The sequence below is a fragment of the Paenibacillus sp. IHB B 3084 genome (genome assembly GCF_001447315.1).
GTDB lineage: Bacteria > Bacillota > Bacilli > Paenibacillales > Paenibacillaceae > Paenibacillus.
Genome location: NZ_CP013203.1, coordinates 1,262,344 through 1,288,745, shown reverse-complemented (window position 1 = coordinate 1,288,745; position 26,402 = coordinate 1,262,344). Strand labels below are relative to the sequence as shown.

Sequence of the window (26,402 nt, the reverse complement as noted above, 5' to 3'; positions counted from 1 at the left end):
CGGGAGGAACATTATGGAAATCGTTAAAGAACATCGTTGGTTTGCACCTCTTTTGAGTGTGCTGCTTGTTTGTATATTGGGGGTAGGCCTCTACGCTGAGGTTCAACAAACACAGAAAAATCATAAAAATGCACCTATGCAATCTCTGAGCTGGTCAGGGAACTCTTTGGCTCCTGCACACGGGGACAGGATGGGGACCCATAACGGGTCAAACAGGACAAGTCCCATCTTTGCCGAGGCTCATGGGCAGCCGAGCTGGAAACAAATCATGCCGACTCCGTTACCCGCTTCCCAGATGAAGCAGGCGGGACAAGCCCGGAGCAATGTTGCAACCGGCGTGAAAAAGCCTGAAGTCCAGCATAGCAAGTCCGCAATTCTTACCCCTCCTACAACCATCTACTTTACGAAGACACAAATGCTCTCTCAGGATGACAAGGCGTTGTCTACCTGGAGCTATCATGTCTCCGCTAAAGAACTGCTCCTGCTACAAAAAATAGTCATGGCAGAAGCAGAAGGCGAACCGTACGAAGGCAAAGTGGCAGTTGCCAACGTTGTCTTGAACCGGCTGCGGTCAGCCCCATTTCCCGATACGATTCAGGCAGTGATTTATCAAAAAGCGCAATTTAGTCCGGTCGCTAACGGGCGTCTTCGTCGTGTTCAGCCTAACCAGGACAGCATTCGTGCGGTTACGGCTGCGTTGAACGGCCATAAAGCCGTGCCTGATAATACCTGTTTTTTCCTGTCGCTGACATTGGCTCAGGATCTTACGGTTCATCATTCGCGTACCAAAGTGAAAACAATCGGCCATCATACCTTTTATAAATAAAGGCAGCCTTCTACAAATAACAGCCCTTTCTAAACAACAGGGTTCAGCTTTGTGAACGTATTTTTTCGTGTACAGGTGAAGCTTGTATGCAAAAAGAGGTATAATGGGTAAAGGAAAGGTACCTAAGTTTTGAAAGTGACAATGGAGGTGGCAGATGATATGAAAATCACATATTACGGACATTCAGTGGTGTTGGTGGAGGAAGAGGGCAAACGGATTATCATTGATCCTTTTTTGACTGGAAATCCTAAAGCAGCAGTGAAAGCTGAGGACATTCAGGTGGATGCAGTGCTGTTGACGCATGGTCATGCCGATCATTTTGGAGATGCTGTTGAAATTGCCAAGCGCAACGATTGCCCGGTGATTGCGGTGGCGGAATTGGCTGACTATTGTTCATCTCAGGGAGCCAAGGCTCACGGTATGAACCTTGGCGGTGGTCACCAATTTGACGGCTTCCATGTAAAATTCACGCTTGCGTTCCACAGTTCCTCTTTAAATGTGGATGGACAAACGATATATATGGGTGAGCCTGCGGGCATTTTATTGACCATAGGCGGCAAAACATTTTTCCATGCTGGCGATACCGCCCTGTTTGGCGATATGCGCCTCATTGGAGAGACCAACTCGATAGATGCTGCGGTATTACCGATAGGTGACGGTTATACCATGGGACCGGAGGATGCGCTGCTGGCAGCCAAATGGCTGCGGGCAAGCCGCGTGATACCGGTGCATTACAATACCTTCCCGGGCATTGAGCAGGACGGGAACGCCTTCTGTGACCGTCTGCACAAAGAAGGGATTGAGGGGAAAGCCCTGAATCCCGGTGAAAGCCTTGAATTTTAACCCGTATTGCCGAATAGCGGTTATACATCCAGGTACGAGAATATTCAACAGATATCCTTTATCAGCCTTTCTGTTCCTTAGGGAATGGGAAAGGCTGGATTTTTTAAAGTGAATATTTATACATAAAAATAGTATATTTTTGCATGTCACATTGAAGCTGTAATGTAAAAGATTTATTATCACAATCATAAAAACTTTGAATTGCTAACATGGTAGGTCAATGATAAAATGATAGAACTAATTAGATTCATCAGTAAATCCGACGTGTTTTTCAAGTCAAGCTATTGCATAATTATTGAAAAACATTCGCATTCGGCGGACCGTACCGCCTTGAATACGTCACATGTTTTGTCCCCCAATCCTCGTACTCGTAGTTGTTCTTTGAGTTACCTCTTGTTGCCACTGTCTTCTATTCGGCCGCCTGTATTTCAGGCCAGCATGACTTTATAACAGAAAGGTTGCGTTCCATGAGACAGACAGGTTTACCACCCAAACAGGGATTATATGATCCCCAATTCGAAAAAGACGCCTGCGGCATGGGCTTTGTTGCCCACATCAAGGGAAAACCATCACACGATATCGTAAGTCAGGCTTTGACCATGCTCGTAAATATGGAGCATCGGGGCGGTCAGGGAAGTGAACCGAACTCCGGTGACGGAGCGGGGATTATGATTCAGGTGCCGCATCTGTTTTTCCAAGAGGAAGCGGAGCGACTGGGCTTCAAGCTGCCAAAGGCCGGACATTACGGCGTGGGTATGCTTTTTGTATCCAATGATCCGAAGGTTCGTGAAGTTCATGAGCAGAAGCTGAGAGATATTATCATAGATGAGGGTCAGAACTGTCTGGGCTTCCGTGATGTTCCGACTTATGACGAAATGCTGGGCAAATCGGCGAAAGCGGCCAAACCGGGCGTACGTCAGGTGTTCATCGGTCGCAGCAGCGATTTGAAGGAAGAACTGGACTTTGAACGGAAACTGTATGTTATTCGCAAACGGGCGGAGCTTGCCATTCGCTATAACGAAGAAGACCAGAATCGTGAGTCGTTTTATATCCCGAGTTTGTCATGCCGTAAGGTTGTATACAAAGGAATGCTTACAACCGAGCAGGTAGGACAATTTTATCTGGATTTGCAGGATGAGCGGGTGACATCGGCGATCGCGCTGATCCATTCCCGCTTCAGTACGAACACGTTCCCGAGCTGGGATCGTGCGCATCCCTATCGTTTTATGATTCACAACGGTGAAATTAACACGATGCGTGGTAACGTGAACTGGATGCATGCACGTCAGGCCCAGTTTGAAAGTGAAGCGTTTGGCGAAGATATCGGCAAGGTAAAGCCGGTTATTAACCCCGATGGTTCGGATACAGCCATGTTTGATAATACATTGGAATTCCTGTATCTGAGTGGACGTTCCCTTCCTCATGTAGCCATGATGATGGTGCCGGAGCCTTGGAACAAGCATGAGACGATGGACCCGAAGAAGCGGGCATTTTATGAGTATCACAGTACGATGATGGAGCCTTGGGATGGACCGGCTGCGATGGCGTTTACGGATGGTGTGCAGATCGGGGCAATTCTAGACCGCAACGGCCTGCGTCCTGCGCGTTACTATGTGACCAAGGATGACCTGATCGCCCTGTCTTCAGAAGCGGGTGTACTGGATATCGCTCCTGAAAATGTACTCTACAAGGATCGTCTCCGTCCGGGACGGATGCTGCTGGTCGATACTCAGGAGGGCCGCATCATTTCTGACGAAGAGTTGAAGGAACGTATTGCTTCCGAGGAACCTTACCAGGAATGGCTGGATGAGCATCTGGTCAATCTGGATGAATTGCCGGAAGCATTGGAGCAGCCGGAGCCGAAGCATGAGAATGTGAACCAGCTTCAGCTGGCTTTTGGCTATACGTTTGAAGAACTGCGCAAGATTTTGGAGCCGATGGCGCTCACAGGTGCGGAACCGATTGGCTCGATGGGATATGATGCTCCATTGGCGGTGCTGTCTGACCGTCCACAACGTTTGTACAACTATTTTAAACAGATGTTTGCGCAAGTCACGAATCCGCCGATTGATGCCATTCGGGAAGAGATCGTAACGTCCACGGCAACTACGATTGGACCTGAGCGCAATTTGCTGCATCCGGAACCCGAAAGCTGTCGTCAGATTCGTCTGGATTCACCGGTGTTGTCGAATGAGGAATTTGCTAAAATTCGTCACGTCCACCGTCCAGGCTTCAAGTCGATGACGATTCCGATCTTCTTTGAAGCGAAGGAAGGCGCAGAAGGACTGCGTAAGGCACTCGAAGGGCTGTTTGAGGCTGCTGACCGTGTCATTGACAAGGGTCATAACATCCTGATTCTGTCCGACCGTGGCGTGGATGCTGAGAATGCGGCCATTCCGGCGTTGCTGGCTGTTTCGAGCCTGCATCATCACTTGATCAAGCAGGGTACACGCACACGTGTTAGTATTTTGCTGGAGTCGGGAGAGCCGAGAGATATTCATCATTATGCAGTGCTGCTTGGCTACGGCGTGAGTGCGGTTAATCCGTATCTGGCTTTCGAAACGCTGGATGTCATGATTCAACAGGGCTTGCTGCGCGGCATTTCGCACGAAAAAGCAATTAAAAATTATATTAAAGCTGCTACCAAGGGTGTCGTTAAAATATTGTCCAAAATGGGTATTTCCACGATTCAGTCGTACCGTGGAGCACAAATTTTTGAGGCCGTAGGTCTCAAACAGGATTTCGTTGATCGCTACTTCACCTGGACACCTTCCCGCATTGGCGGTATCGGTCTGGAGGAAGTCACGGTGGAAGCGCTGGCTCACCACAACCGGGCTTTTACCGACAAGGACGGCAACGATAAAGTGTTGGATTCAGGCGGCGAATATCAATGGCGTAACGATGGGGAAGAGCATTTGTTTAATCCGCAAACGGTACATTTGCTCCAGCAGTCGGTTCGCTCGGGAGACTACAAGCTGTACAAGAAATACGTCAAGCTGGTGCAGGGCGAAAGTGAACAGTATTTGACGATCCGCTCCATGCTTCAGTTGAAGTCCGTGGGTGAACCTGTGCCACTGGATGAAGTGGAATCTGCTGCATCGATTATGCGTCGTTTTAAGACGGGAGCTATGTCCTTTGGCTCGATCAGTCAGGAAGCGCATGAGGATATGGCGATTGCGATGAACCGTATCGGCGGCAAGAGCAACACCGGTGAAGGTGGAGAAAACCCTGCACGTTTCATACCGGATGCTAATGGCGATTCCCGTCGCAGCTCGATCAAGCAGGTGGCATCAGGCCGCTTCGGTGTAACGTCGAATTATTTGGTGAACGCCGACGAAATTCAGATTAAAATGGCGCAAGGTGCGAAGCCGGGCGAAGGCGGACAACTGCCAGGACGCAAGGTGTATCCTTGGGTTGCTGAGGTGCGTGGTTCTACGCCGGGCGTGGGACTGATCTCACCACCGCCGCATCACGATATTTATTCTATCGAGGATTTGGCAGAGCTGATCTACGATCTCAAAAACGCCAATCCGCGTGCTGACATTAATGTGAAGCTGGTATCGGAGGTAGGCGTGGGCACGATTGCTACAGGAGTGGCTAAAGGCCGTGCTGACATTATTCTGGTCAGTGGCTATGACGGCGGTACAGGCGCTTCTCCGCAAGGCTCCATCCGCCATGCGGGTATGCCTTGGGAGCTGGGTCTGGCCGAGACGCATCAGACGCTGATGCTGAACAACCTGCGCGACCGTGTAGTGCTGGAGACAGACGGTAAGATGCTGTCCGGCCGCGATCTGGTGGTAGCTGCCCTGCTGGGTGCAGAAGAATATGGCTTCTCTACAGCGCCGCTTGTGGCGTTGGGCTGTATTATGATGCGGGTATGCCAAATGGACACCTGTCCGGTTGGTGTAGCTACGCAGAATCCGGAGCTGCGCAAAAATTATATGGGCGACCCTGCCCATGTGGTGAATTTTATGCGTTTCATCGCAGAAGATGTCCGCGAAATAATGGCCGAGCTGGGCTTCCGCACGATTCAGGAAATGATCGGACGCACGGATTGTCTGGATACCGTGAACGCCGACTCGCACTGGAAGAAGAAAGGCGTCGATCTGAGCTTGCTGCTGCATGTTCCTGAGCTGGAAGACGGCAGTGTACGTTACCGCGTGCAACGCCAAAACCACGGTCTGGAAGAAACGCTTGATATGCAGAAGCTCGTACCGATGGCTGCCGGGGCGCTGGAGAACGGAACAGCTGTAGAGGCTACCTTGCCTATAACGAACGTGAATCGGGCCGTAGGTACGATTCTGGGCAGCGAGGTTACCCGTAAGTACGGAGCGGCGGGGCTGCCTGAGGATACGATTCGTTTTAACTTCATAGGATCAGCAGGTCAGAGCTTCGGGGCGTTTATTCCGAAAGGTATCACGCTGAGCGTTGAAGGCGATAGCAATGACTATGTAGGTAAAGGGCTATCCGGTGGTAAGGTTATTGTGAAGAAATCTCACAAAGCGACCTTTAAGGCAGAAGAGAACATTATTATCGGAAATACGGCTTTGTATGGAGCGACCAGCGGGGAAGCTTATATTAGCGGAATTGCTGGGGAACGCTTTGCCGTCCGGAACTCTGGCGCACGTATCGTTGTCGAGGGTGTCGGCGATCATGGCTGTGAGTATATGACAGGCGGACGTGTAGCTGTGCTGGGCGAAACCGGACGGAATTTCGGAGCAGGGATGTCTGGAGGTATTGCATACGTCTTTGACCCTCAGGGAACGTTCCTAAGCCGTTGTAACCTGGAGATGGTGCTGCTGGAAGACGTGGAAGATCCTGCGGAAGCAGCGGATCTGCGAGGTTTGATTCAGCGCCATGTCACGTACACAGGCAGCGAAGCGGGACAACGTATTTTGGATGACTGGCAGGATGCGATTCAGCAGTTTGTACGGGTGATTCCGAAGGATTACAAGCGTATGGTTGAACAGATACAAAAGAAGAGGCAACCGGTTTGAGCGGGGATGAGGCTCTGCTGGCTGCATTTGAAGCCAATATGCGTGAATTGGCGCGTGCCGGGGGCTAATGTAGCCCTGCACCAAATTCACTGAAAAAAGGACAGGCTGAATACCGCTGTTATGATCACGGTGGTACCAGCAAGTCCTTTTTTAGTTCTGCGGAAATATGATTTATATCCTTGACAAACGTTATAGTTTCTGACATTACCCCCGAAATGTTTTCCTGAAACGGTAAATATGTTATAAAAAGTACCAAATTTTTTGGAATGTAACCGTTTACGTAAGAGTTTATGTCTTGTTATTTATTTTGGATTGGTTATGATTTTTTAGAGTACACAAACAAATCCCCATCGTCCCTTCAAAACACAGAATAGGGTGACAGGATGAAGTTGAAGAAGTCAGCAGAAGACAAAATGATTTTTTGTATCGGTATGTATCACTATCTTTAACGTCGCTTGTTTTTTTGTTCGAATCATCCAGATTAAATGTGTGGCAGAAGTTATTACTTATTGTGTTTCTATTTTTATCTGTTACATTATTTACGTGGATTTACCGCAAGTACAGACTTCATGATATGGTTTTGAAATGCAGCATTGCTCTGGAAACCGCAGGGATCATTTTGTTGTTGCTCCCGACAGGAGGGATGGACAGTCCGTTCAAATGGTATGTGATTACCCCTATGTTGGTGGCTTGTGCTCACCTTTCTATGAGGTACAGTTGGACGCTCCTTCTTTCTTATATCGGCTTGGTACTCACATTTTGTTATATCTTTTTTACACCAAGTCAATATTTTTTGTGGGACATGGTGTTACAGAATGCGAATTTATTCCTGGTGCTGATTGTGACCACGATGGCCATGCAGGTAATCGGCGTCATGAAGAATGAGTTGAAGATGGCGAAGGAGCAAGCTAATGAGACGATGGAACATATTAAGTCGATTTACCACATCATGGAGACGACTAGCCACAACGAGGCATTAAATCTGGGGCAGGTCATCTCGGACTACACGGTTAAGCTGACAAAGCAGAGCCGCGCATTTTTCTGGCTGGACAGTCAGGAGGAGGATGCGCCGGAGAGCAGTCAGACAGGTTGGACGGTGGAAGAAGAGGAGCAGCTATTCGAGGAGCTGGGGAATTACCGTGAGGAATTCAGGGAAGAGCGGGAGCCGTTTTTCAGGCATCTGCCAGAATGGGGCGATTTTCTCATGATCACGGTACCGATGACGACTCGTTTTGTAGCGACCATCGGTCTTAAGCTGGGCTCTGATCAAAGTTTGACGGGAAGACGCTGGCTTGTACAACAACTCATATTCCTGGCTGAGCTGAGCGCCGTATTCTTGGAGCGCTACGAGCTGGAGCGAATCGAAAATCAGTTGATTGTAACGAACGAGCAGAACCGGATTGCGAATGAAATGCATGATAATGTATCACAAAGTCTTTTTGGCATTGTATACGCGACGCATTCACTTCGGCAGACATGGCATGATCAGCCCAAGGAGCAGGTGGAGGAACAAATTGAGCTGATTCAGCAATCCGCCAACCAGGCAGTCAGGGAGCTGAAAGGGGCCATTCATAGCCTAAGCTCGAAAAAGAGCGGGGGGCCAACTTGGTTAGGAACGGTGAAAAGCCATCTGCATACGCTGTCCAAGCTGAATCATGTACAGATTGACTTTGATATTCATGGGGATCATTTTTCACTGCCGTACTTGTATCAAAAGGCTTTGTTCCGTATCATATCCGAAGCGGCAGGTAACGCAATCCGGCATGGCTTGGCCAAGCGGGTTGATGTGAAGTTAAAATTGACGCCCCAGGTGATTAGACTGTCTATTCATGACGACGGAGTAGGGTTCGAGACGGCGAGAATGGTAGCAGGAGGTGAGGCGGTCAGTGCAGGCAGTGGCCTGGGCATGATGAATATGGAATATTTAGCTCAATCAATGGGAGGTGAATTTGATATTTCAAGTCGAATCGGAGAGGGAACACAGATCCGATTGTCCATTCCAGTAAATGCTTATGAATAAAGATGTGTGAACATCCTGCAATACAAAATCTGCGGTAACAATCGGATACATAGGGATTATGCAAATCCTGAACTGTAGACAGGAGGCCGAATCATGAAAATTGTCATTGTCGATGATCATCCTTTAGTACGGAAAGGACTCGCTGCGGTTATATCCATGCAGTCCAATGTTCAGTTTGCGGGAGAGGCCCAGAACCAACAGGAAGCACTTGCGGTAATCGAGGAAACCGATCCGGATCTGGTGCTGCTGGATTTGAAGCTTGCTGACGAATCGGGCCTGGATATTATCAAAATAGCACGCGGACGCGGGTTCAGAAGCAAATTTATTTTGCTGACATCCTCGGCCACACGGGAAGACTTCCTGAAAGCAGAGGAAGCTTCTGTGGACGGTTACGTACTCAAGGAGGCTTTGCCTGAGGAACTAATTTACGCGATTCATCTTGTCAACAAAGGACGCAAATATTACGATCCTGCTATTCTGGAGAACAAGCTGCGGGAGGATGCGGGCAATCTGTCAGACGACCTGACACCTAAGGAAAAAGAAGTATTGGTCGAGCTGGGACAGGGAGCCTGCAACCGCGAGATTGCATCCCGGTTATTCATCAGCGAATTTACGGTCAAAAAGCATGTCAGTCAGATTTTGGCCAAGCTGCGGCTGGCGGATCGTACGCAGGCAGCGTTGTATGCCAATGCGATTGGTCTGGCGAAGTACGAGCCAAGAACATCTAGCGTTTGATGCGCTGAGGGTAATGGCGATGGAAAGCACTGTCCGACTGGGCAGTGGCACCAATGTAACTTTTCAGTTCAGTTTATATAGCGAGTAGCAGAAGAAGCCTCAAAATCACCAGCTTCGGTGGTTTTGAGGCTTTTTTCTATTTATTTTTCCATAATCGACAAAGGCTGGTACAAAAGTATACCATGCCGTAGCCAAAAGTATACAATCCCCTCCCCCTGTAGTGATGGAGAAAGTGCCGTCCAGTTCCATGTCGTTCCCACAGCAGCTTGGTACAATTAGATCATACTTAAAATAAGAAGAGAAATTGTATGGGAGGGAGGATTTTTGTGGAGAAAACCATTTTGGATTATCTGGTCCTGATCAAAAAAAGATTGTGGCTGATTGCGATTTTTGTCATTCTCTCATGCGTAACGACTTACTTTGTGAGCGACAATGTCGTGAAGCCGGTCTATTCCGCCTCAAGTCAGCTGCTGGTTAACCATATTTCCGGTAAGCAGGGGAGCAACAATCTGAACGACGTCAACACAAGTCTTAATTTGGTGGAAAGCTACAAGCAAATTCTCACTTCACCCAAAATTATGGAGGCTGTCGTAACGGCCCATCCTGAATTCGGCTTGACGCAGCAAAAGCTGGCAGAAAAGCTACAGGTCAAAACCTCGGATAAAAGTCAGGTCATCGGCTTGACGTTTGAGGCAGGGAGTTATTCACAGGCCGCCGCTGTTGTTAACGCGGTAACCCAGAAATTCGTGCAGACGGTTCCGGGGCTGATGGAATTGAATAATGTGAAAATTTTGAATGAGGCGGACCCGCGGGCCAATCCTGACCCCACCAATGGGAATCCGCTCATGAATATTGCGATTAGCTTTCTCGTATCGCTGATGATTGCGCTGGGCACGATTGTGTTCCTGGAAAGCATCAACGGTACGCTGCGCACGGAAAAAGAGGCAGATGCGGACATCGGTATTCCGGTGATTGCATCGATCCCTGTCATTCGTAAGAAGGACATCAACGGCGCAGCCGGAAATTCCAAAGAACGGGTAGGGGAGCGTAAATATGCTGCGATTGAATGACATGTTGATTACAGAAAGCAATCCTTCATCGTATGTCTCGGAATCATTCCGATCCCTCCGTACATACATCCGGCAGCAGGTCATCGGGCAGACGGACCGCGGGACGGTTCTGCTGCTGACCTCGCCAGAGAGCGGAGCGGGCAAGACGACGCTGCTCGCCAACATCGGCGTTTCCTTTGCACAAGAAGGCAAAAAGGTGGTTCTGGTGGATTGCAATCTCCATACACCAGCGTTACACGAGATATTCGGATTGGAGAATACGGGAGGTTTATCGGCTTATTTGCGCGGTGGAGCTTCTTCCAAGTCCATCGTCAGGCATGGCGTGCCGGAGCTGTCTGTTATTCCCGGCGGCGACACCTTATACAACGCGGCTGATCTGCTCGGCAGTGAACGCATGGTGGAGCTGCTGGAAGGGCTAAAGCGCGAATATGACATCATATTGCTCGACTCGGCTCCGGCGCTGAATTATACGGATGCCCGCCTGGTCGCAAGCATGACGGATGGCGTGATTCTCGTCGCCAGACATGCCCGAACCAAACGGGAAGACTTACGCAAAACAAAGCAGCTCATGGATCAGGCCGGTGCGACACTGGTTGGAATTGTGATGAATCAGGTGAAGTAAGCAACACCAAAATTCGATGAAGCAAGGAGAATGAGTGCGATGACGAAAAGAGTGAAAAAGGCCATTATTCCAGCAGCGGGGTTGGGTACGCGCTTCCTTCCTGCGACCAAAGCAATGCCTAAGGAAATGCTTCCGATTATCAATAAGCCCACGATTCAATATATCGTGGAAGAAGCGATTGCTTCCGGTATTGAGGACATTATTATTGTAACGGGCAAAGGCAAGCGTGCTATTGAGGATCACTTTGACAACGCATTTGAGCTGGAATCAAAACTGCTGGAGGACGGCAAGCTGAAGCTTCTGGAAGAGGTACAGCGTTCTTCAGGAGTAGAAATTCACTACATTCGCCAGAAAGAACCCAAAGGTCTGGGACATGCGGTATGGTGCGCAAGACGCTTTATCGGGGACGAGCCGTTCGGCGTACTGTTGGGCGATGATATCGTAACAGGTCAGAAGCCTTGCTTGCGTCAGTTGATGGATCAGTATGAGGAAACTCAAAATTCCGTCATTGGTGTACAACGGGTACCGCAGGAGTTCACAAACCGCTACGGCATCATTGAACCGGATCAACAGGACGGACGCCTGTACCGGGTAAACAATTTTATAGAAAACCGGCTCCGGGCACAGCGCCTTCCGATCTGGCCATTATGGGCCGTTATGTATTCTCACCGAAAATTTTCAAATATCTCGATCTTCAGGAAAAAGGAGCGGGCGGCGAAATTCAGTTGACCGATGCCATCCAAAAGCTTAATCAAAGTGAGCGCGTGTACGCCTATGACTTTGAAGGAACACGTTATGACGTGGGCGAGCGTCTCGGTTATATTTTGACCACACTTGAATTTGCACTCGCTAGCGATGATTTGAAGTATCCGGTTATTGAAGCCATGCACGAGTGGCTGAAAAAGGCCGAGAAAGCAACCACGGCAGGTTGAGAGGGGGTACGTCAGCATGAGCATGGAAAATTTACCGGAGGACGGCGAGGCTGTCATGTCAGGTAAAGCGTTTTACATGCCATACGGAAATACACAAATTCAAGATAAAACGTCTTACCTGGTAACCAAGCGATTCCTCGACATGCTGCTGTCTTTTGTGGGTTTGATCGTATTACTGCCGCTTTTTATCGTGGTGGGTGTTTTGATCAAGCTCGAGGATCCGAAGGGAAGCGTGTTTTTCAAGCAAATTCGGGTGGGTAAGAACGAGAAGCAATTCAATATGTATAAATTCCGTTCGATGGTGTCCAATGCCGAGGAGCTGAAAAAGGATTTGATGGCACTGAATGAAGTGAGCGGCGCCATGTTCAAAATTAAAAACGATCCGCGGATTACGAAGATTGGCAGTTTTTTGCGCAAGACGAGTATTGATGAGATTCCGCAGCTGTGGAATGTGCTGGTCGGGGACATGACATTAGTGGGTCCGCGTCCACCATTGCCGAGCGAGGTTGAGCAATACTCCGATTATGACAAGCAACGCCTGATTGTCACACCGGGATGTACCGGCTACTGGCAGGTGAGCGCACGTAACAGCGTAGGCTTCGAAGAAATGGTGCAAATGGATTTGAAGTATATTCATGTTCGCAATACGTGGCTCGATCTGAAAATCATCATGAAAACAGGCATTAAAATGCTGTTCTCCAAGGATGCTTACTGATGGATGCATTCAAGCGATGTCCCGCAGTGTCCGTTGTTATTTGCACCTATAACCGGGCGGACCTGCTGGAAAAAACGCTAATGTCCCTGCTGAAGCTAAATGACCTTGCGCTGGCTGAGATCATTGTGGTCGATAATCGCTCCACGGATCATACGGCGGCGACGATCAAAAGATTTAGTGCCGCACATGGTCAGGATATTCATCTCCGGTATCATTATGAGCGCGAGCAAGGACTATCAGCCGCTCGTAATGCGGGTATTACGTTATCGAGAGCAGAAGTCATTGCTTTTCTGGATGATGATGCGATCCCATGTGTTACATGGCTGCAAACGATTATGTCGACCTTTGGGAACAATCCCGAGCTGACGGCCATGGGCGGGAAGATAGATCCTTTGTTTGAAACGGAACGACCGGGCTGGCTGACAGGTCCGCTTGAGTTGCCCTACACGATTATTGACTTGGGAAAAGCCATCCGTGAATATCCGGCGGGACTGAACCCGTTCGGAGCGAATATGGCTATGCGCAAAACGGCCTTTGCTGCCGTGATGTTCCCGCTTCATTTGGGAAGAAAGGGAGACATCCTCTTATCCGGTGAAGAATCGTGGGTGTTCGAGCAGATTCGTAAAAATGGCGGAACGATCATGTACCATCCTCACATGGCTGTGAAGCATTTTGTTCCGGCGGCACGGTTAACAAAGGAATGGATCATGAACCGTTACTACTGTCAGGGCATGTCTCACGCTGTTCAGGCCGTAGGTCTGCGCGGCAACGTGATGTTGATGGCGAAGACAGCAGCCAAATGGTTATACAACACGATGGACTCCCTGCTGGCACGTACTGAGGGCAGGAAGCTGTTGAACCGGTGCAGATTTGAAAGTATACGGGGAACCCTGGATACGCTGCGCAACCGGAAAAGCGAGTCAGCTGCGGGGTGAAAGATTGAACATGAGCAACTATCCTTGGACTTCGAGAATAAACACAATACAGCATGTTTTCATTTTTCTTCTGGGCGCTCTTGCTGTAGGAATTGCGGCTACTTATCAGCCCGTGGCCAGCATTGCGGCGGTATGCTTACTGCTTCTGCTGGCCGTTTCTATCCATCACCCGGAGCGCATCAGCTATGCAGTTCTGCTGAGCACGGCGGTATCGGTGGATTCCCTGTATCAGGGTGGCGTATTCGGCATCGAGATTTTGTCATTGTACAAATTGGGCATTTTGGCCCTACTGGTGCCGTGCATGCTCGTTTACGGCATACGCTTCAAGTTTAGCTATCCGATCTGGGCATTGGTGATCATGCTGGGAATTACATTTGGATTTTCAGCATGGCTGCCTACGCTGACGACCTCGATTGCAGTAAAAGCTTTCGTAGGACTATCGTTGCCCTTCTTTTTTCTACTAATCCAGTGGAAGAAGGATGTGGCCGAAAAGCATATCCGACTGATCAGCTTGCTGCCGATCATTAGTGTGGTCGTTGGACTTGGTTTACAGGTCGTAGGGCTGCATTCGTTTACCGATGTGGAATTTACGGGAGCGGTGAGAGTACAGGGAGCGAACATCCCGCCGCATCTGGCGATGCTCTCCTTTCTCGGGATTGCCGTCTCGCTGATTGAGGTCAAACGCAAGCCGCAGCAAGCTGCTTTTTATTATACGGTGCTGGCGTTGAACTTTTTGATTCTGATTGCCACTGGCACACGTGGGCCGATTCTGGCATTGCTGCTAATGTTTGCTGTGTATCTGTTCGATATCGCCCGGCAGTATCTCAAGGGAAAAGTCAATTATTTGCTACCGCTGGCCGGATCGTTTTTGATTGCTCTGGGGGCGGTGGCCCTGCAATGGAACAATTTAAAAAAACGCTCCTTCGAGCGGGAGACCGATACGGGAATTGACCTGTCGGGACGCTCGGAGGCATGGGAATATTTCTTGAACAGAGTACAGGATTATCCGTGGTCAGGCAGAGGTCTTGGCGCGGTGACGGTTGCGAACGACGGGACGTTATTCAAAGGCTTTGTCGTACCGCATAACGAGTATATACGCTTTTATTTTGACACGGGATATATCGGCTGCGGATTATTGATGCTTTCATTGCTGGTCGTGTTCGTTCTCATTTACCGGTCGCTTGCCAAGCCAATCAAACCTTATTTTGCAAGCTTGATTGCCGGCTTTCTGATTTATTCGTTTTCAGATAACACGTTGTCGACGGTTCAGATGATTATTCCATTTTGCTGGTATTTGAATGCTTTATACCAGACATCTACGCAAACCGATTTTCGCAAAGAGAAGTGATACGATGAGCAGAGTGAACATGTTCGATGTCAACTTTGATAATTATGATTTTAACGATCTACTCGAATTTATAGATACTTCTATTGTGCATCAGCGTCATTCCTACATTTTGACCTGTAATGTCGATCATGTGATCAAGCTTCGCAAGGATGATGAATTCCGCAAGGTATATTCCGATGCGGGAGCTGTGGTGGCCGATGGAATGCCCATTATTTGGGCGTCCAAGTTGCTGAAAAAGCCCCTCAAGCAAAAGGTGTCAGGTTCCGATTTGTTCACCCGTCTGGGGGAGGCTTTTGAGGATCGAGGCTATCGGTTATTTTTTCTGGGTGCGGCAGACGGTATTCCCGAGAAGGCCATGCTCAATCTTCAGGAATCGTACCCGAACATGAATGTGGTGGGGTGCTACTCTCCTTCTTATGGCTTTGAGAAAAATGAGGAAGAGAACAGACATATTGTCCAATTACTGCAAGAGGCTCGCCCGGACATCGTTTTTGTCGGTGTAGGCGCACCTAAACAGGAAAAATGGATTTACAGATATTACGAGACATATCGCGCTCCGATTTCGATAGGGGTGGGAGCTACGTTTGATTTTCTGTCGGGAAATGTGAAACGTGCACCGGAACTGATGCAGAAGACGGGATTTGAATGGTTTTGGCGGTTGTCTCAGGAGCCTAAGCGTTTGTGGAAAAGATACTTGATTGAGGATTCCCAGTTTCTCGTTCTGCTGTTTAAGGAAATGTTCAAGCGGAACCGGATGAAGGGAGGTCAGGGGTGAGAAACATGAGTCGATTGGCAGATCAGCAGGTTTCCGTTTGGTTAGGAAATCGGCGTGGAATCAGCATGATCGGCATGGGAGTGTTGGCCTGTATGCTGCCGCTCGCCATCGGATTTGTCAGCGCCAAGATGAATCCCACCATGAGCCAGCAGGGAGCCATATTGCTGGCGCTCGTTTTTCCGGCCTTTTTGCTGGCGATCATTCAATCGCGGATGCTGATTCCGTACACACTCACGGTGTGGGCAGTAGGACCGGAAATCCGGCGCATTGTGGACTGGATGGAGGGAACATATCACTCGGTGTCCTTGTTGAGCTTGGCACCCTTGCTGGTCAGCAGCATGTTGATTATTCCTGTGCTGCGTGGCATTCATCAGGCGGAAAAGCCATTGACCCGAATTGCTGTGTTTTTTGGGATTGAACTGGCCTACGGAAGTGTGGTCGGGTTGTTCAAAAATGGAATCGTTTTTGCCTATGATTTGGCCAACTATGTGATTCCTTTGCTACTGCTGCCTTATCTTGCGATTAAGCCCATGAAAGCAAAGGAACTGGATCGTCTGCTGTATTCCTATGCTAACATTGCCGTTCTTGTGGCGATTTACGGCATTATTCAGTATTTGACAGTTCCTCCTTGGGATGCGTTTTGGATGAATAACGTAGAGATGAATTCTATCGGTATACCAGAGCCACTCCAAATCAGAGTTTTCTCTTCTATGAACTCGCCTGGTCCCTGCGCTATTTTCCTGGCAATGGCGCTCGTACCCATGCTGATGGAAAAACGGTGGCGCGGCACATTGGGATGGATCGGAGTCCTGCTGACGGTCGTTTGTCTTTTGATCACGCTGGTACGTTCGGCCTGGCTGATTGCATTCGTTATGCTGCTGGCTTATATTCTCACTTCATCCTCTAAGGGCAAGTGGAAAACCTTGATTCAACTTGCTGTCGTGGGTTTCCTTCTCTACATCATTGTTCCGAAGCTGCCAGGAGCAGAAGGTCTGGTGGCCCGCATGCAAACGTTGACGGATATTCAACAGGATCATTCGTACAATGAACGCCTGGATCTGTTGAATACGATGCTTCCGGCCATTGTCGGTAACCCGGTGGGGCAGGGGATCGGGAGCGTAGGAATCGGAACCAAGCTTGATAATGGCGGCGACCTCGGTGAACTTGGGATTATGGATAATGGCTATATTGCTATTTTCCTCACCTTCGGTATTTGCGGAGCATTCTTTTTCTTCGGTGGTCTGATCGTTATCATCAAGCGCCTTCTCGTCCGCATTGCCGAGCGAGATGCCAGTCAGCCTTATATCAGACTGGCATTGGCTACGTGGGCTGGAGCTGTAGCCAGTCTCATATCGGATAATGGTTTTCCCGGTATGCGTGGCTATCTGATTTGGATGATGATCGGCATAGGACTGTGGGCGAAAGATGTCATCGCGGAAAGAAGGTAAAGGCTGTGCAAAACTTACAAACATTATCCGCACCTGTTCGGACACTATGGTCCACAGTGGTTCGCTTTGCCAAAAGCAAGGATAGCAGCTCGGCAGCAGTCAAAACGATGATATTCAGCATGCTGATTCTCGTCGTGAACATGCTGACTGGCGTGCTGACGGCCCGATTCCTGGGTCCTACCGGACGCGGGGAACAGACCGCGATGGTGAACTGGTCCCAATTTCTCGCCTTCTGCATGAGCTTCGGTGTCCCGTCCGCGTTGATTTACAATGCGAAAAAGAACCCGGAGGAAACAGGCAAGCTGTATGGCCTCGCCTTGCTACTGGCGACGATGTTCGGGGGCTTGGCGACACTCATCGGCGTGTTCCTGATTCCTTATTGGCTGCGCTCCTTTTCTTCATCGGTCATACTGTTCGCGCAATGCTCCATGATGATGTGTCCGCTTATCGCGATCTCGCAGATCAATAATGCATTGCTTCAGGTCCGGTCGGAATACAAGCAGTACAATTTGTTTCGGTATCTGGTGCCGCTAAGTACGCTGCTGGGTCTGGCGATCCTGATCCTGACGGGTCATATGAATCCGTACACCTCAGCCTTGGCCTATTTGCTGCCAGGCTTGCCGATTTATATCGGTGTCACGATTCGAATGGTTCGGCTGTACAAACCGAAGGTGAAGAACAGCTGGACGCAATTCAAAAATCTCTTTACCTACGGCATGGGCTCATACGGCAACGATCTCATGGGGCAGGTTTCTAGTTACATTGATCAGATCCTGATTGCGGGTCTGCTCAGACCGGCTGATCTCGGCTTATATGCGGTAGCGGTCAGCCTGGCCCGGATGGTGAATGTATTTTCAACCTCGATTATCGTCGTGCTCTTTCCCAAGGCCTCCGGGTTAAACAAGGAGGACGCGGTTGCAATAACATTTCGGGCGTTTCGAGTGACTTCAACAGCAACGATTCTGGCTGCCATGATGCTGATGCTGATTGCACCGTTCGTATTTACATTGCTATATGGTCAGGAGTTTAAACAAGCGCTTACGGTGTTCCGGTTACTGGTGCTTGAGGTCGCTATCAGCGGAGGAACCATGGTGCTGGCACAGCAATTCATGGCGCTGGGTAAGCCCAAGCTGGTTACCATCCTACAGGGTGTCGGATTGGCGCTCGTCATACCATTGCTGTCTATACTCGTTCCGAGATACGGCTTGACGGGTGCAGGGATAGCAATGCTGTCTTCGGGGATTCTACGGTTCGGTTTCATTTTATGTAATGTTAAATTCGTTCTGAAAATGAAAATTCCGAGACTACTTATTTCTAAACAAGATATTCAATGGCTCCGATCAACGATGTCACACTACATCCGGAAAAAGCCAGTTAACGGTTAGATAAAGAAGGAGGCACCCCCTAATGAACCACATGTCTAGCGTTCCCGCGGACAACCGGATATCCGTAGTTATTATCGCTCAGGATGATGGCACTCGAGTCACAGCCGCCATCAAATCCTGCAAGCCCTTTGCGGACGATATCGTCGTCATTGACGGTGGGAGCAAGGACAATACGATTCAGGTAGCTGAATCATTGGGCTGTCGGGTGTTTTCCAACCCGTGGCCTGGTTATGCGAAGCAGCGCATGTTTGGTGTTGAAAAAGCTGAATTTGATTGGATTTTCCTGATCGATACGGACGAGGTGGTAGATGCGGAGCTTCTTGGAGATTTGTTGAAGATCAAGGAAACGCTCCATGATCCGGCCAAAGCATACTCTGTGTTTCGAATTGGCGATTTTCTGGGCAAATGGATGAACAAAGGTGAGTATTTGGTTCGTCTGTACAATCGGCGTATTTACGGCATTACGAATAGTCTGGTCCATGAAATGCCGGATGTAGCTTCTTCCCAAATCGTTAATCTGGAGGGTGTGTTATGGCACTACGGCTTCCGCAGCATTAGTGATCATATGACCCGTTTTAACAAGTACACGGACCTCGAAGCGGAGACGGCATTTAACAAAGGCAGATCCTTTCGGATTACTAGGTTGTTGTTGCGGCCTCCAGCCCGCTTTGTGCAGAAGTATTTTGTCCAAGGCTTATACCGCAAGGGATTGGCAGGTTTTGCAGTAGCGGTCTTCTGGGTGATGTATGAGTTTCTAGTCTGCTTCAAGCATTATGAGCTAACGAAGCGACGGAAAAAAATAGAGATTGTGGAAGACGAACAGACCGAGCAGAAAGGAGAAACCAGCTATGTCGTACAATAACGGATTTCGCATTGCAGCAACAGGGCTTAGCTGGCCGTCCCTGCAGCCCGGCGGTTTAAACACATACTTCAAATCCATCTGTGAGCAGTTGGCGGAACAAAATACGCTGGATGCTTTAATCTGCAGCGATGAGAAGCCGCAAGTGCCTGAAAATATCCGAATTCATTCGATTGGCAGCAAGCAGCAATCCATCTGGAAGCGCCGAGAGCTGATGCAAAAATATGCAGCGACGCTGTTCGACAAGCATCCGATAGATGTGCTGTACTCCCATTTTGCCCCCTATGGTGTCGGCCCGGCGCTGGAGGCGAAAAAACGGGGAATTCCGGTAGTCACCACCTTCCACGGCCCATGGACGGAGGAAATGAAGATTGAAGGGAAAGGCCTCAAGCATCTGCTGAAAACAACGTTGGCCAAATCCATTGAAATGAAGGCTTATGGTCTGGCGGACAAATTTGTAGTGCTGAGCGAAACCTTTCGGGATATTCTGCATGAGCATTATAAGGTTCCACTCAGCAAAATTCATATCATTCCCGGTGCAGCGAATGTAGAGAGATTCCATCCGGCAGAGGATCGGAGGACGGTGCGGGAACGGCTGAATTTGCCACAGAATGCGACGATTGTGCTGACCGTCCGTCGTCTTGTTAACCGAATGGGACTGCTGCAACTGCTGGAAGCATGGCGGCGGGTCACCGAGCGTCATCCTGATCATCTGCTGCTGATCGGAGGGAAGGGACCTCTGATGGAGGAACTGGCCTCCAAGGTGGCAGAATACAATCTTCACAACCATGTAAGATTGCTCGGATATGTATCCGATGAGGAACTCCCCCTGTATCATCAGGCATCGAATATGTTCGTAGTGCCGACTCAGGCACTGGAGGGCTTCGGTCTGATTACAGTGGAGGCGATGGCCTCGGGGCTGCCGGTGATGGCGACTCCTGTAGGCGGCAACAAGGAAATTTTAAGTAGATTCCGTCCGGAGCTGTTGTTCCGGGGAACAGACAGCGAAGCCATTGCGGAAGGACTGCTGCGTGTGCTGGATAACCGCAAAGCCCTCCCTGACGCACGGGAATGCAGGGACCATGTCCTGAGCAAATATACGTGGGGGCATGTGGCGGAGCAGGTGGAAGATGTGTTCCGGCAGGCCCTTGACAGAAAGGCGGCGGCAAAATGCTGAGAATAGCTTATATTGACCACACGGCAAGATGGAGCGGCGGCGAAGTCGCTTTGTATAACATACTGACGAACATCGGGGAACATATCGACCCGCTCGTCATTTTGGCGGAGGAAGGTGATTTGGCAGATCGCCTCCGGCAACGTGACATTGATGTACGTATCGTTCCGCTGGATGATTCTATCCGCAATCGGGGGCGAAATGCTGTCAATCTGGGTGCGCCTGCGGCAGCCTACCGGCTGTTGGCTTATGGGAAAAAGCTTGCGCCTTTGCTGCGCGAGGAAAAGGTCGTGTGTGTTCACACGAACTCGCTCAAGTCGGCGTTCTACGGCGCAGTAGCCGCGAAGTCAGCGAAGGTGCCGTTGATCTGGCATATTCGTGACCATATCGGCCCGCCGTACCTGAAGCCGATTGTCGCCAAAGGTATTCGGCTGATGTCCCGCTTTTTGCCTAACGGCGTCATTGCCAACTCCAAGTCCACGCTAAGTGCGCTGGAGCTGCCCCCGGACAAAAAGACACTCGTCGTCTACTCGGCATTTGCCAAAGCGATTACGGCTCGTGATGTGACCGCAAATTCACGTGACGATGACTCGTTTAACGTCGTATTGGTCGGCAGACTGGCAGAGTGGAAGGGGCAGCATATTTTATTGGAAGCGGCCCGCACTTTTTTACCGGATAAGCGTGTGAAATTTTGGCTGGCTGGAGATGCACTGTTCGGCGAAGAGGAATATAAACGCCGTCTGGAATCCACAATGCGCGAATACGGATTAGACAACGTCAATTTACTTGGACACGTCGATGACATTCAGGGTTTGATGCAGCGCTGTGATCTGCTGATTCACACCTCCATCACACCGGAGCCGTTCGGGCAGGTCATTATTGAAGGCATGGCCGCAGGTCTGCCGGTGATTGCTTCGAATGAGGGCGGACCCAGGGAAACTGTCGTACCGAACGAAACCGGGTTGCTTATTGAACCGGGTGATCCAGCCAAGCTGGAAGAAGCCATCCGCTGGATGCTGGAGCATCCACAGGAACGTCAGCAAATGGGCGATAAAGGGATGGAACGGGTCAAGAAGCATTTTGTTATCGAGAACACGGTTAAGGATATAGTTCATTACTATAAGGGTTTGTTGGCAGGAGTCTGACCGACATTCGCGTTAAAGGATGATTCAGATGAAAATAGCGATAGCACACGATTACTTAATCCAAATGGGCGGAGCGGAAAGGGTGGTAGAGGTATTCCACGATATGTACCCGGAGGCTCCAATCTTCACAACGGTGTTCAGCGACGACCGCCTGTCGAACAACTTGAAGGATGCAGATATTAGAGCCACCTGGCTACAAAACATCCCTGGAGTGAAGGCCAATTTCAAAGGAGTGCTGCCGCTGTACCCCATCGCTATCCGTGATTTTGATTTTAGGGATTTCGACATTGTTTTAAGCTCCAGCAGCGCATTTATGAAAAGCATCCAGGTACCTAAACATACGTTTCACATTTGTTACTGTCACACACCGATGCGGTTTGCCTGGGATTATGATACATATATGGCCCGGCAGTCCAAATCCAACCTGCTCAAAAGCATGCTAAAGCTTTACATGAATCGGTTGAAAACATGGGATGCCAAAACTTCTCGCAACGTAAACCAATTTGTCGCCAACTCTTCGGTCGTCAAACGGAGAATTCTGCACTATTACCAACGGGAGTCGGATGTCATTTTCCCTCCTGTTAATACATCCCGTTTTCAACGTGCTGCAAGCATCGGTGACTATTACCTAATCGTATCCCGGTTAGTGTCCTACAAGCGCGTTGACCTGGCGATTGAGGCATTCAAGCGCAATGGTCTCAAGCTGCGCATTGTTGGTGAAGGACCGGATCGTAAAAGACTGGAAGGTATGGCCTCCCCGAACATTGAGTTTCTTGGCAGACTTGAAGACGAAGAGGTCAACAAGCTGATGGCAGAATGCCGGGCGCTCGTTTTTCCGGGGGAAGAAGACTTCGGTATCACGCCTCTGGAGGCGAATGCAGCCGGACGGCCTGTTATCGCTTATCAGGGCGGGGGAGCGTTGGATACCATTGTCCCTAATGTGAATGGTGTATTTTTCCGCAGACATCAGGTAGAGGATGTGCTGGAGGCGGTCGCCAAGGTCGAGCAGCATGCATGGGATGTGGACGGTATCATTAGCCATGCACGCAAATTTGATGAAGATACGTTCAAGGATCATTTCAAAAAGTATGTAGAGCAAGCCTATGTGAACTTTCTAAAAGGAGGATGAACGGAATGAAGCTGGCTGTAATCGGTACTGGATACGTTGGACTCGTCTCGGGCGTGTGTTTTGCACATAAAGGTAATGAGGTGATTTGTGTCGATCTGGAGCAACACAAAATCGACATGCTGAACCGGGCAGAATCTCCGATTTATGAACCGGGCATTGAGGAATTGATCGCTTTAAATCTGGAAGCGGGTCGTTTGCAGTTTACATCGGATTTGGCTGACGCGGTTCGACGCTCGGATATCGTTATTTTGGCGGTAGGTACGCCTTCTCTGGCTAACGGTGAAGCGAATCTGTCCTATATTGAGCAGGCGGCTGCTGATGTCGGGAAGGCCATGAACGGGTATAAAATTATTATGACCAAGAGCACGGTCCCTGTCGGAACGAACGAAAAGATCAAGGACGTGCTGGCTCGTCATACGAGTTTGTCCTTCGATATCGTATCCGCTCCGGAATTTTTGAGAGAAGGCTCTGCCATCAATGATACACTCCATCCGGATCGCATCATTATCGGTTTGGACAACACGGGGTTGCGTGAAACGATGGTTACGCTGCATCAGGTGTTCACGGATAAAATTTATGTAACGGATATCCGCAGTGCCGAGATGATCAAATATGCATCCAATGCATTTCTGGCGACCAAAATTTCGTTTATCAACGAAATCGCCAATATTTGCGAAAAGGTGGGCGCGGATGTCACCTGTGTGGCTGACGGTATGGGGATGGACAAACGAATCGGGTCCTCTTTCCTGCAAGCAGGGATCGGGTACGGGGGCTCTTGCTTCCCGAAAGACACGAATGCGCTCATCCAAATTGCGGGCAACGTAGACTATGAATTTAAGCTGTTAAAATCGGTGGTCGAGGTGAACACCGACCAGCGTTTCATGATTGTAGCCAAGCTGCGCGAATCGCTGGGTCAACTGCATGGCGTGCCGATTGGCATTTGGGGCTTGGCCTTCAAGCCGAATACAGACGATATCCGCGAGGCCCCGGCACTGGAAATCGTCGAAACGCTGATCCAGGCAGGCGCTATTGTGAAGCTGTATGATCCGATTGCGATGGAAAAATTCAAGGAGCGCGTGGATCACCCGAATATTGTATGGTGCTCCTCCCCGCAGCAAGCCGCCGAAGGAAGCGATGCGGTCTGCCTGCTGACTGATTGGGAAGAGTTCAAGAACGTCAATCTCGTGCAATTGTCTTCCATTTTGCACAAGCCAGTCCTGATTGACGGTCGTAACGTATTTACTGAGGAGCAGATTCAAGGCTCCGGGCTGGAATACTACTCTGTGGGTCGTCCGCGGATGAGTGGGTGGAACAGAGATAAGGTTGAAGCTTAAAAAGTGATGGATTTAAAAGTGAAACATTAAAAAGTGACTGTGGTGGTGTTGGAGGCGCTACGCGTGCAGATTGTTCTTCCGATTGCTGTTACCCCCGGATTTTCTTGATTGTATAAAACATTCAAAGGTTAAAATCCGGGGATAAAGGCAAACGCTGACGCTTCTTCAGAACAATTCTGCCCGCTCCGCTGCTTTTACCGCATGGAGTCACAATTTTTAACCTCCCACCTTATGGGGGGAGGTAGGAAGGGCGTATCCGAAGGAGCGGCTCAGTGAAGCCGCTCCTTCGGAGCAAGGCTACTATGTGAATGCGCTATGCTACTCCTGTGGAGCAAGGCTATCATGTGATTACGCTATGCTGCTCCTTCCGAGCAAGGGCGTGGCAGGGCTGAACATTACTTGAAGCCTGCAAGCACGGCAGGCAAGCGCGAGTGCACGCGCGTCTTTACAGGCTGACCGGACTAATCATGTCCGGTCGTGCCTTTTGCAATACACGGTATGATCGGCATGATGCATATTTGAGTAGCGCAGGGATGGATTTGAATCTGTAGAAGCAAAGCGTTCGCCTTTGGACCGGGATTCAAACCTTTATACGATTTTATATAATCGAGTGAATCCCGGTCCAACAGCGATCGTAAGATCAAATCCATCCCGTAGCGGGCTACTCAACCGTGTACCATCCGATCACCTACCCAAATTAGAGAGGAAGTGGAGAGTTATGAAGCTCGTACTTTTGTCTGGTGGTTCCGGTAAAAGATTATGGCCTTTGTCCAACGATTCCCGTTCCAAACAATTTTTGAAGGTGCTGGAGAGTCCGGAGGGGAATTCGGAATCGATGGTGCAACGGGTGTGGAGACAACTGGGGGATAACGGCTTGTCTGAATCCTCGTTCATTGCAACAGGGAGAGCGCAGGTCGAAATGATTCAGAGTCAGGTTGGGCAGGATACGCGCATCATTGTTGAGCCGGAACGAAGAGATACCTTTCCCGCCATTGCGTTGACAGCGACCTATCTATATTCCATCGTTGGTGTTTCGCCCGATGAAATTGTTGCTATATTGCCGGTAGACCCCTATGTAGAGGATGCTTTCTTTGCTACCGTCGCCCAGTTGGAGCATACCCTTCAGGAGAGTGAAGGCAAGCTTGCGTTAATTGGGGTTGTCCCTTCTTATCCTTCTGAGAAATACGGTTACATTATACCGAAAAACGATGCTACACAAGGTAGCACAGGCTACCGTGAAGTGAGCCATTTTCAAGAGAAACCCGACCGGGAGCAGGCGGAGCGTCTGATTGAACGCAATGCTCTATGGAACTGCGGGGTTTTTGCATTCAAATTAGGTTATTTGCTTGATATCTTGGCATCCAAAGGATTGCCGCTGAACTATAAAGAAATGCAAAAGCAATATTCTTCTCTGGAAAAAATCAGCTTTGACTACGCGGTAGTCGAGAAGGAGAAGGATATCGTCGTTCTTCCGTATGATGGCTTCTGGAAGGACTTGGGTACCTGGAACACCTTGACGGAAGAAATGTCCCATCAGCAAGTGGGCAGAGGTGTAGTAACAGAGGATTGTGTCAATACGAGCCTCATCAATGAACTGGACATTCCCGTGGCGATTATTGGAACGAATGATCTGATCGTAGCTGCCAGCCCGGATGGCATCCTTGTGACTAATAAGGCAGAAAGTCCGCGCATCAAGGAAGTGCTCAAAGCACACAATCAGCGACCAATGTACGAAGAGCGCCGTTGGGGACATTATAGGGTAGTGGATTATGTAAAGTATGAAGAGGGCAATGAGGTATTGACTAAGCGAATCCGTGTGCTGCAAGGCAAAAATATCAGCTACCAACTTCATTTCAAACGGAGTGAAATTTGGACCATCATTAGCGGTGAAGCGGAAATTATTTTGAATGAAAAGCTGCACAAGGTGAAGGCTGGTGATGTGGTTCGTATTCCTGAAGGGACAAAGCATAGCATTTTGGCCGTGACTGATGTGGAATTAATCGAGGTACAGACAGGTTCTGAGCTGGTTGAAGAGGATATTGTCCGCTTTTGCATGGATTGGGATGAAATTTCCCGTCACAAGTTTATTTCATAAATATTTCGTAAAGAT

Annotated in this window: 18 protein-coding genes and 2 pseudogenes; all 20 read left to right on the top strand. The window is 49.4% G+C overall.

Annotated features, from left to right (window positions below):
• Positions 1–13 precede the first annotated feature (13 nt).
• Complete coding sequence (locus tag ASL14_RS06015; RefSeq protein ID WP_134910828.1) at positions 14–826, top strand: cell wall hydrolase; 813 nt, start codon at positions 14–16, stop codon at positions 824–826.
• Between the two features lie 159 nt (positions 827–985).
• Positions 986–1,669, top strand: a complete 684-nt coding sequence (locus ASL14_RS06010; RefSeq protein ID WP_134910827.1) for a metal-dependent hydrolase — start codon at positions 986–988, stop codon at positions 1,667–1,669.
• Positions 1,670–2,136: 467 nt separating this feature from the next.
• A pseudogene (gene gltB, locus ASL14_RS06005) lies at positions 2,137–6,734 on the top strand (glutamate synthase large subunit).
• A gap of 443 nt (positions 6,735–7,177) precedes the next feature.
• Positions 7,178–8,686: a sensor histidine kinase gene (locus ASL14_RS06000; RefSeq protein ID WP_223264215.1), complete on the top strand. Its 1,509-nt coding sequence runs from the start codon at positions 7,178–7,180 to the stop codon at positions 8,684–8,686.
• 93 nt (positions 8,687–8,779) lie between these two features.
• Positions 8,780–9,421 (top strand): response regulator, encoded by a 642-nt coding sequence (locus ASL14_RS05995; protein ID WP_134910826.1) that lies wholly within the window; start codon positions 8,780–8,782, stop codon positions 9,419–9,421.
• A 326-nt stretch (positions 9,422–9,747) separates the two neighbouring features.
• A complete protein-coding gene (locus ASL14_RS05990; protein WP_187644855.1) occupies positions 9,748–10,491 on the top strand; it encodes a YveK family protein in 744 nt (247 codons plus the stop codon).
• Positions 10,475–11,113, top strand: coding sequence for a CpsD/CapB family tyrosine-protein kinase (locus ASL14_RS05985; protein WP_134910824.1), 639 nt, complete (start codon positions 10,475–10,477; stop codon positions 11,111–11,113). The genes ASL14_RS05990 and ASL14_RS05985 overlap by 17 nt, the downstream gene beginning before the upstream one ends.
• A gap of 39 nt (positions 11,114–11,152) precedes the next feature.
• Positions 11,153–12,045: pseudogene (galU, locus tag ASL14_RS05980) on the top strand (UTP--glucose-1-phosphate uridylyltransferase GalU).
• Positions 12,046–12,061: 16 nt separating this feature from the next.
• Positions 12,062–12,760, top strand: coding sequence for a sugar transferase (locus ASL14_RS05975; RefSeq protein WP_134910823.1), 699 nt, complete (start codon positions 12,062–12,064; stop codon positions 12,758–12,760).
• Positions 12,760–13,695, top strand: coding sequence for a glycosyltransferase (locus tag ASL14_RS05970; protein ID WP_134910822.1), 936 nt, complete (start codon positions 12,760–12,762; stop codon positions 13,693–13,695). The genes ASL14_RS05975 and ASL14_RS05970 overlap by 1 nt, the downstream gene beginning before the upstream one ends.
• 10 nt (positions 13,696–13,705) lie before the next feature.
• Positions 13,706–15,043 (top strand): O-antigen ligase family protein, encoded by a 1,338-nt coding sequence (locus ASL14_RS05965; protein ID WP_134910821.1) that lies wholly within the window; start codon positions 13,706–13,708, stop codon positions 15,041–15,043.
• 4 nt (positions 15,044–15,047) lie between these two features.
• Entirely contained in the window at positions 15,048–15,818 is a 771-nt protein-coding gene (locus tag ASL14_RS05960; RefSeq protein WP_134910820.1) for a WecB/TagA/CpsF family glycosyltransferase, read from the top strand.
• 5 nt (positions 15,819–15,823) lie between these two features.
• On the top strand, positions 15,824–17,266 hold the full coding sequence (locus ASL14_RS05955) for an O-antigen ligase family protein (RefSeq protein WP_134910819.1): 1,443 nt from the start codon (positions 15,824–15,826) through the stop codon (positions 17,264–17,266).
• 5 nt (positions 17,267–17,271) lie between these two features.
• Complete coding sequence (locus ASL14_RS05950) at positions 17,272–18,651, top strand: lipopolysaccharide biosynthesis protein (RefSeq protein ID WP_134910818.1); 1,380 nt, start codon at positions 17,272–17,274, stop codon at positions 18,649–18,651.
• 22 nt (positions 18,652–18,673) lie between these two features.
• Positions 18,674–19,513, top strand: a complete 840-nt coding sequence (locus ASL14_RS05945) for a glycosyltransferase family 2 protein (protein ID WP_134910817.1) — start codon at positions 18,674–18,676, stop codon at positions 19,511–19,513.
• Positions 19,500–20,687 carry a glycosyltransferase family 4 protein gene (locus ASL14_RS05940; protein WP_134910816.1) on the top strand — a complete coding sequence of 396 codons (1,188 nt, stop codon included), beginning with the start codon at positions 19,500–19,502 and terminating at the stop codon, positions 20,685–20,687. Before ASL14_RS05945 ends, ASL14_RS05940 begins: the two co-directional genes overlap by 14 nt.
• Positions 20,681–21,829: a glycosyltransferase family 4 protein gene (locus tag ASL14_RS05935; protein ID WP_134910815.1), complete on the top strand. Its 1,149-nt coding sequence runs from the start codon at positions 20,681–20,683 to the stop codon at positions 21,827–21,829. Before ASL14_RS05940 ends, ASL14_RS05935 begins: the two co-directional genes overlap by 7 nt.
• A 28-nt stretch (positions 21,830–21,857) precedes the next feature.
• Positions 21,858–22,958, top strand: coding sequence for a glycosyltransferase (locus tag ASL14_RS05930; protein ID WP_134910814.1), 1,101 nt, complete (start codon positions 21,858–21,860; stop codon positions 22,956–22,958).
• Positions 22,959–22,963: 5 nt separating this feature from the next.
• Positions 22,964–24,292 (top strand): UDP-glucose dehydrogenase family protein, encoded by a 1,329-nt coding sequence (locus tag ASL14_RS05925; protein WP_134910813.1) that lies wholly within the window; start codon positions 22,964–22,966, stop codon positions 24,290–24,292.
• A gap of 718 nt (positions 24,293–25,010) precedes the next feature.
• The gene (locus ASL14_RS05920) at positions 25,011–26,387 is read left to right on the top strand and encodes a sugar phosphate nucleotidyltransferase (RefSeq protein ID WP_134910812.1); all 1,377 of its coding nucleotides are present in this window, start codon (positions 25,011–25,013) and stop codon (positions 26,385–26,387) included.
• Positions 26,388–26,402 lie beyond the last annotated feature (15 nt).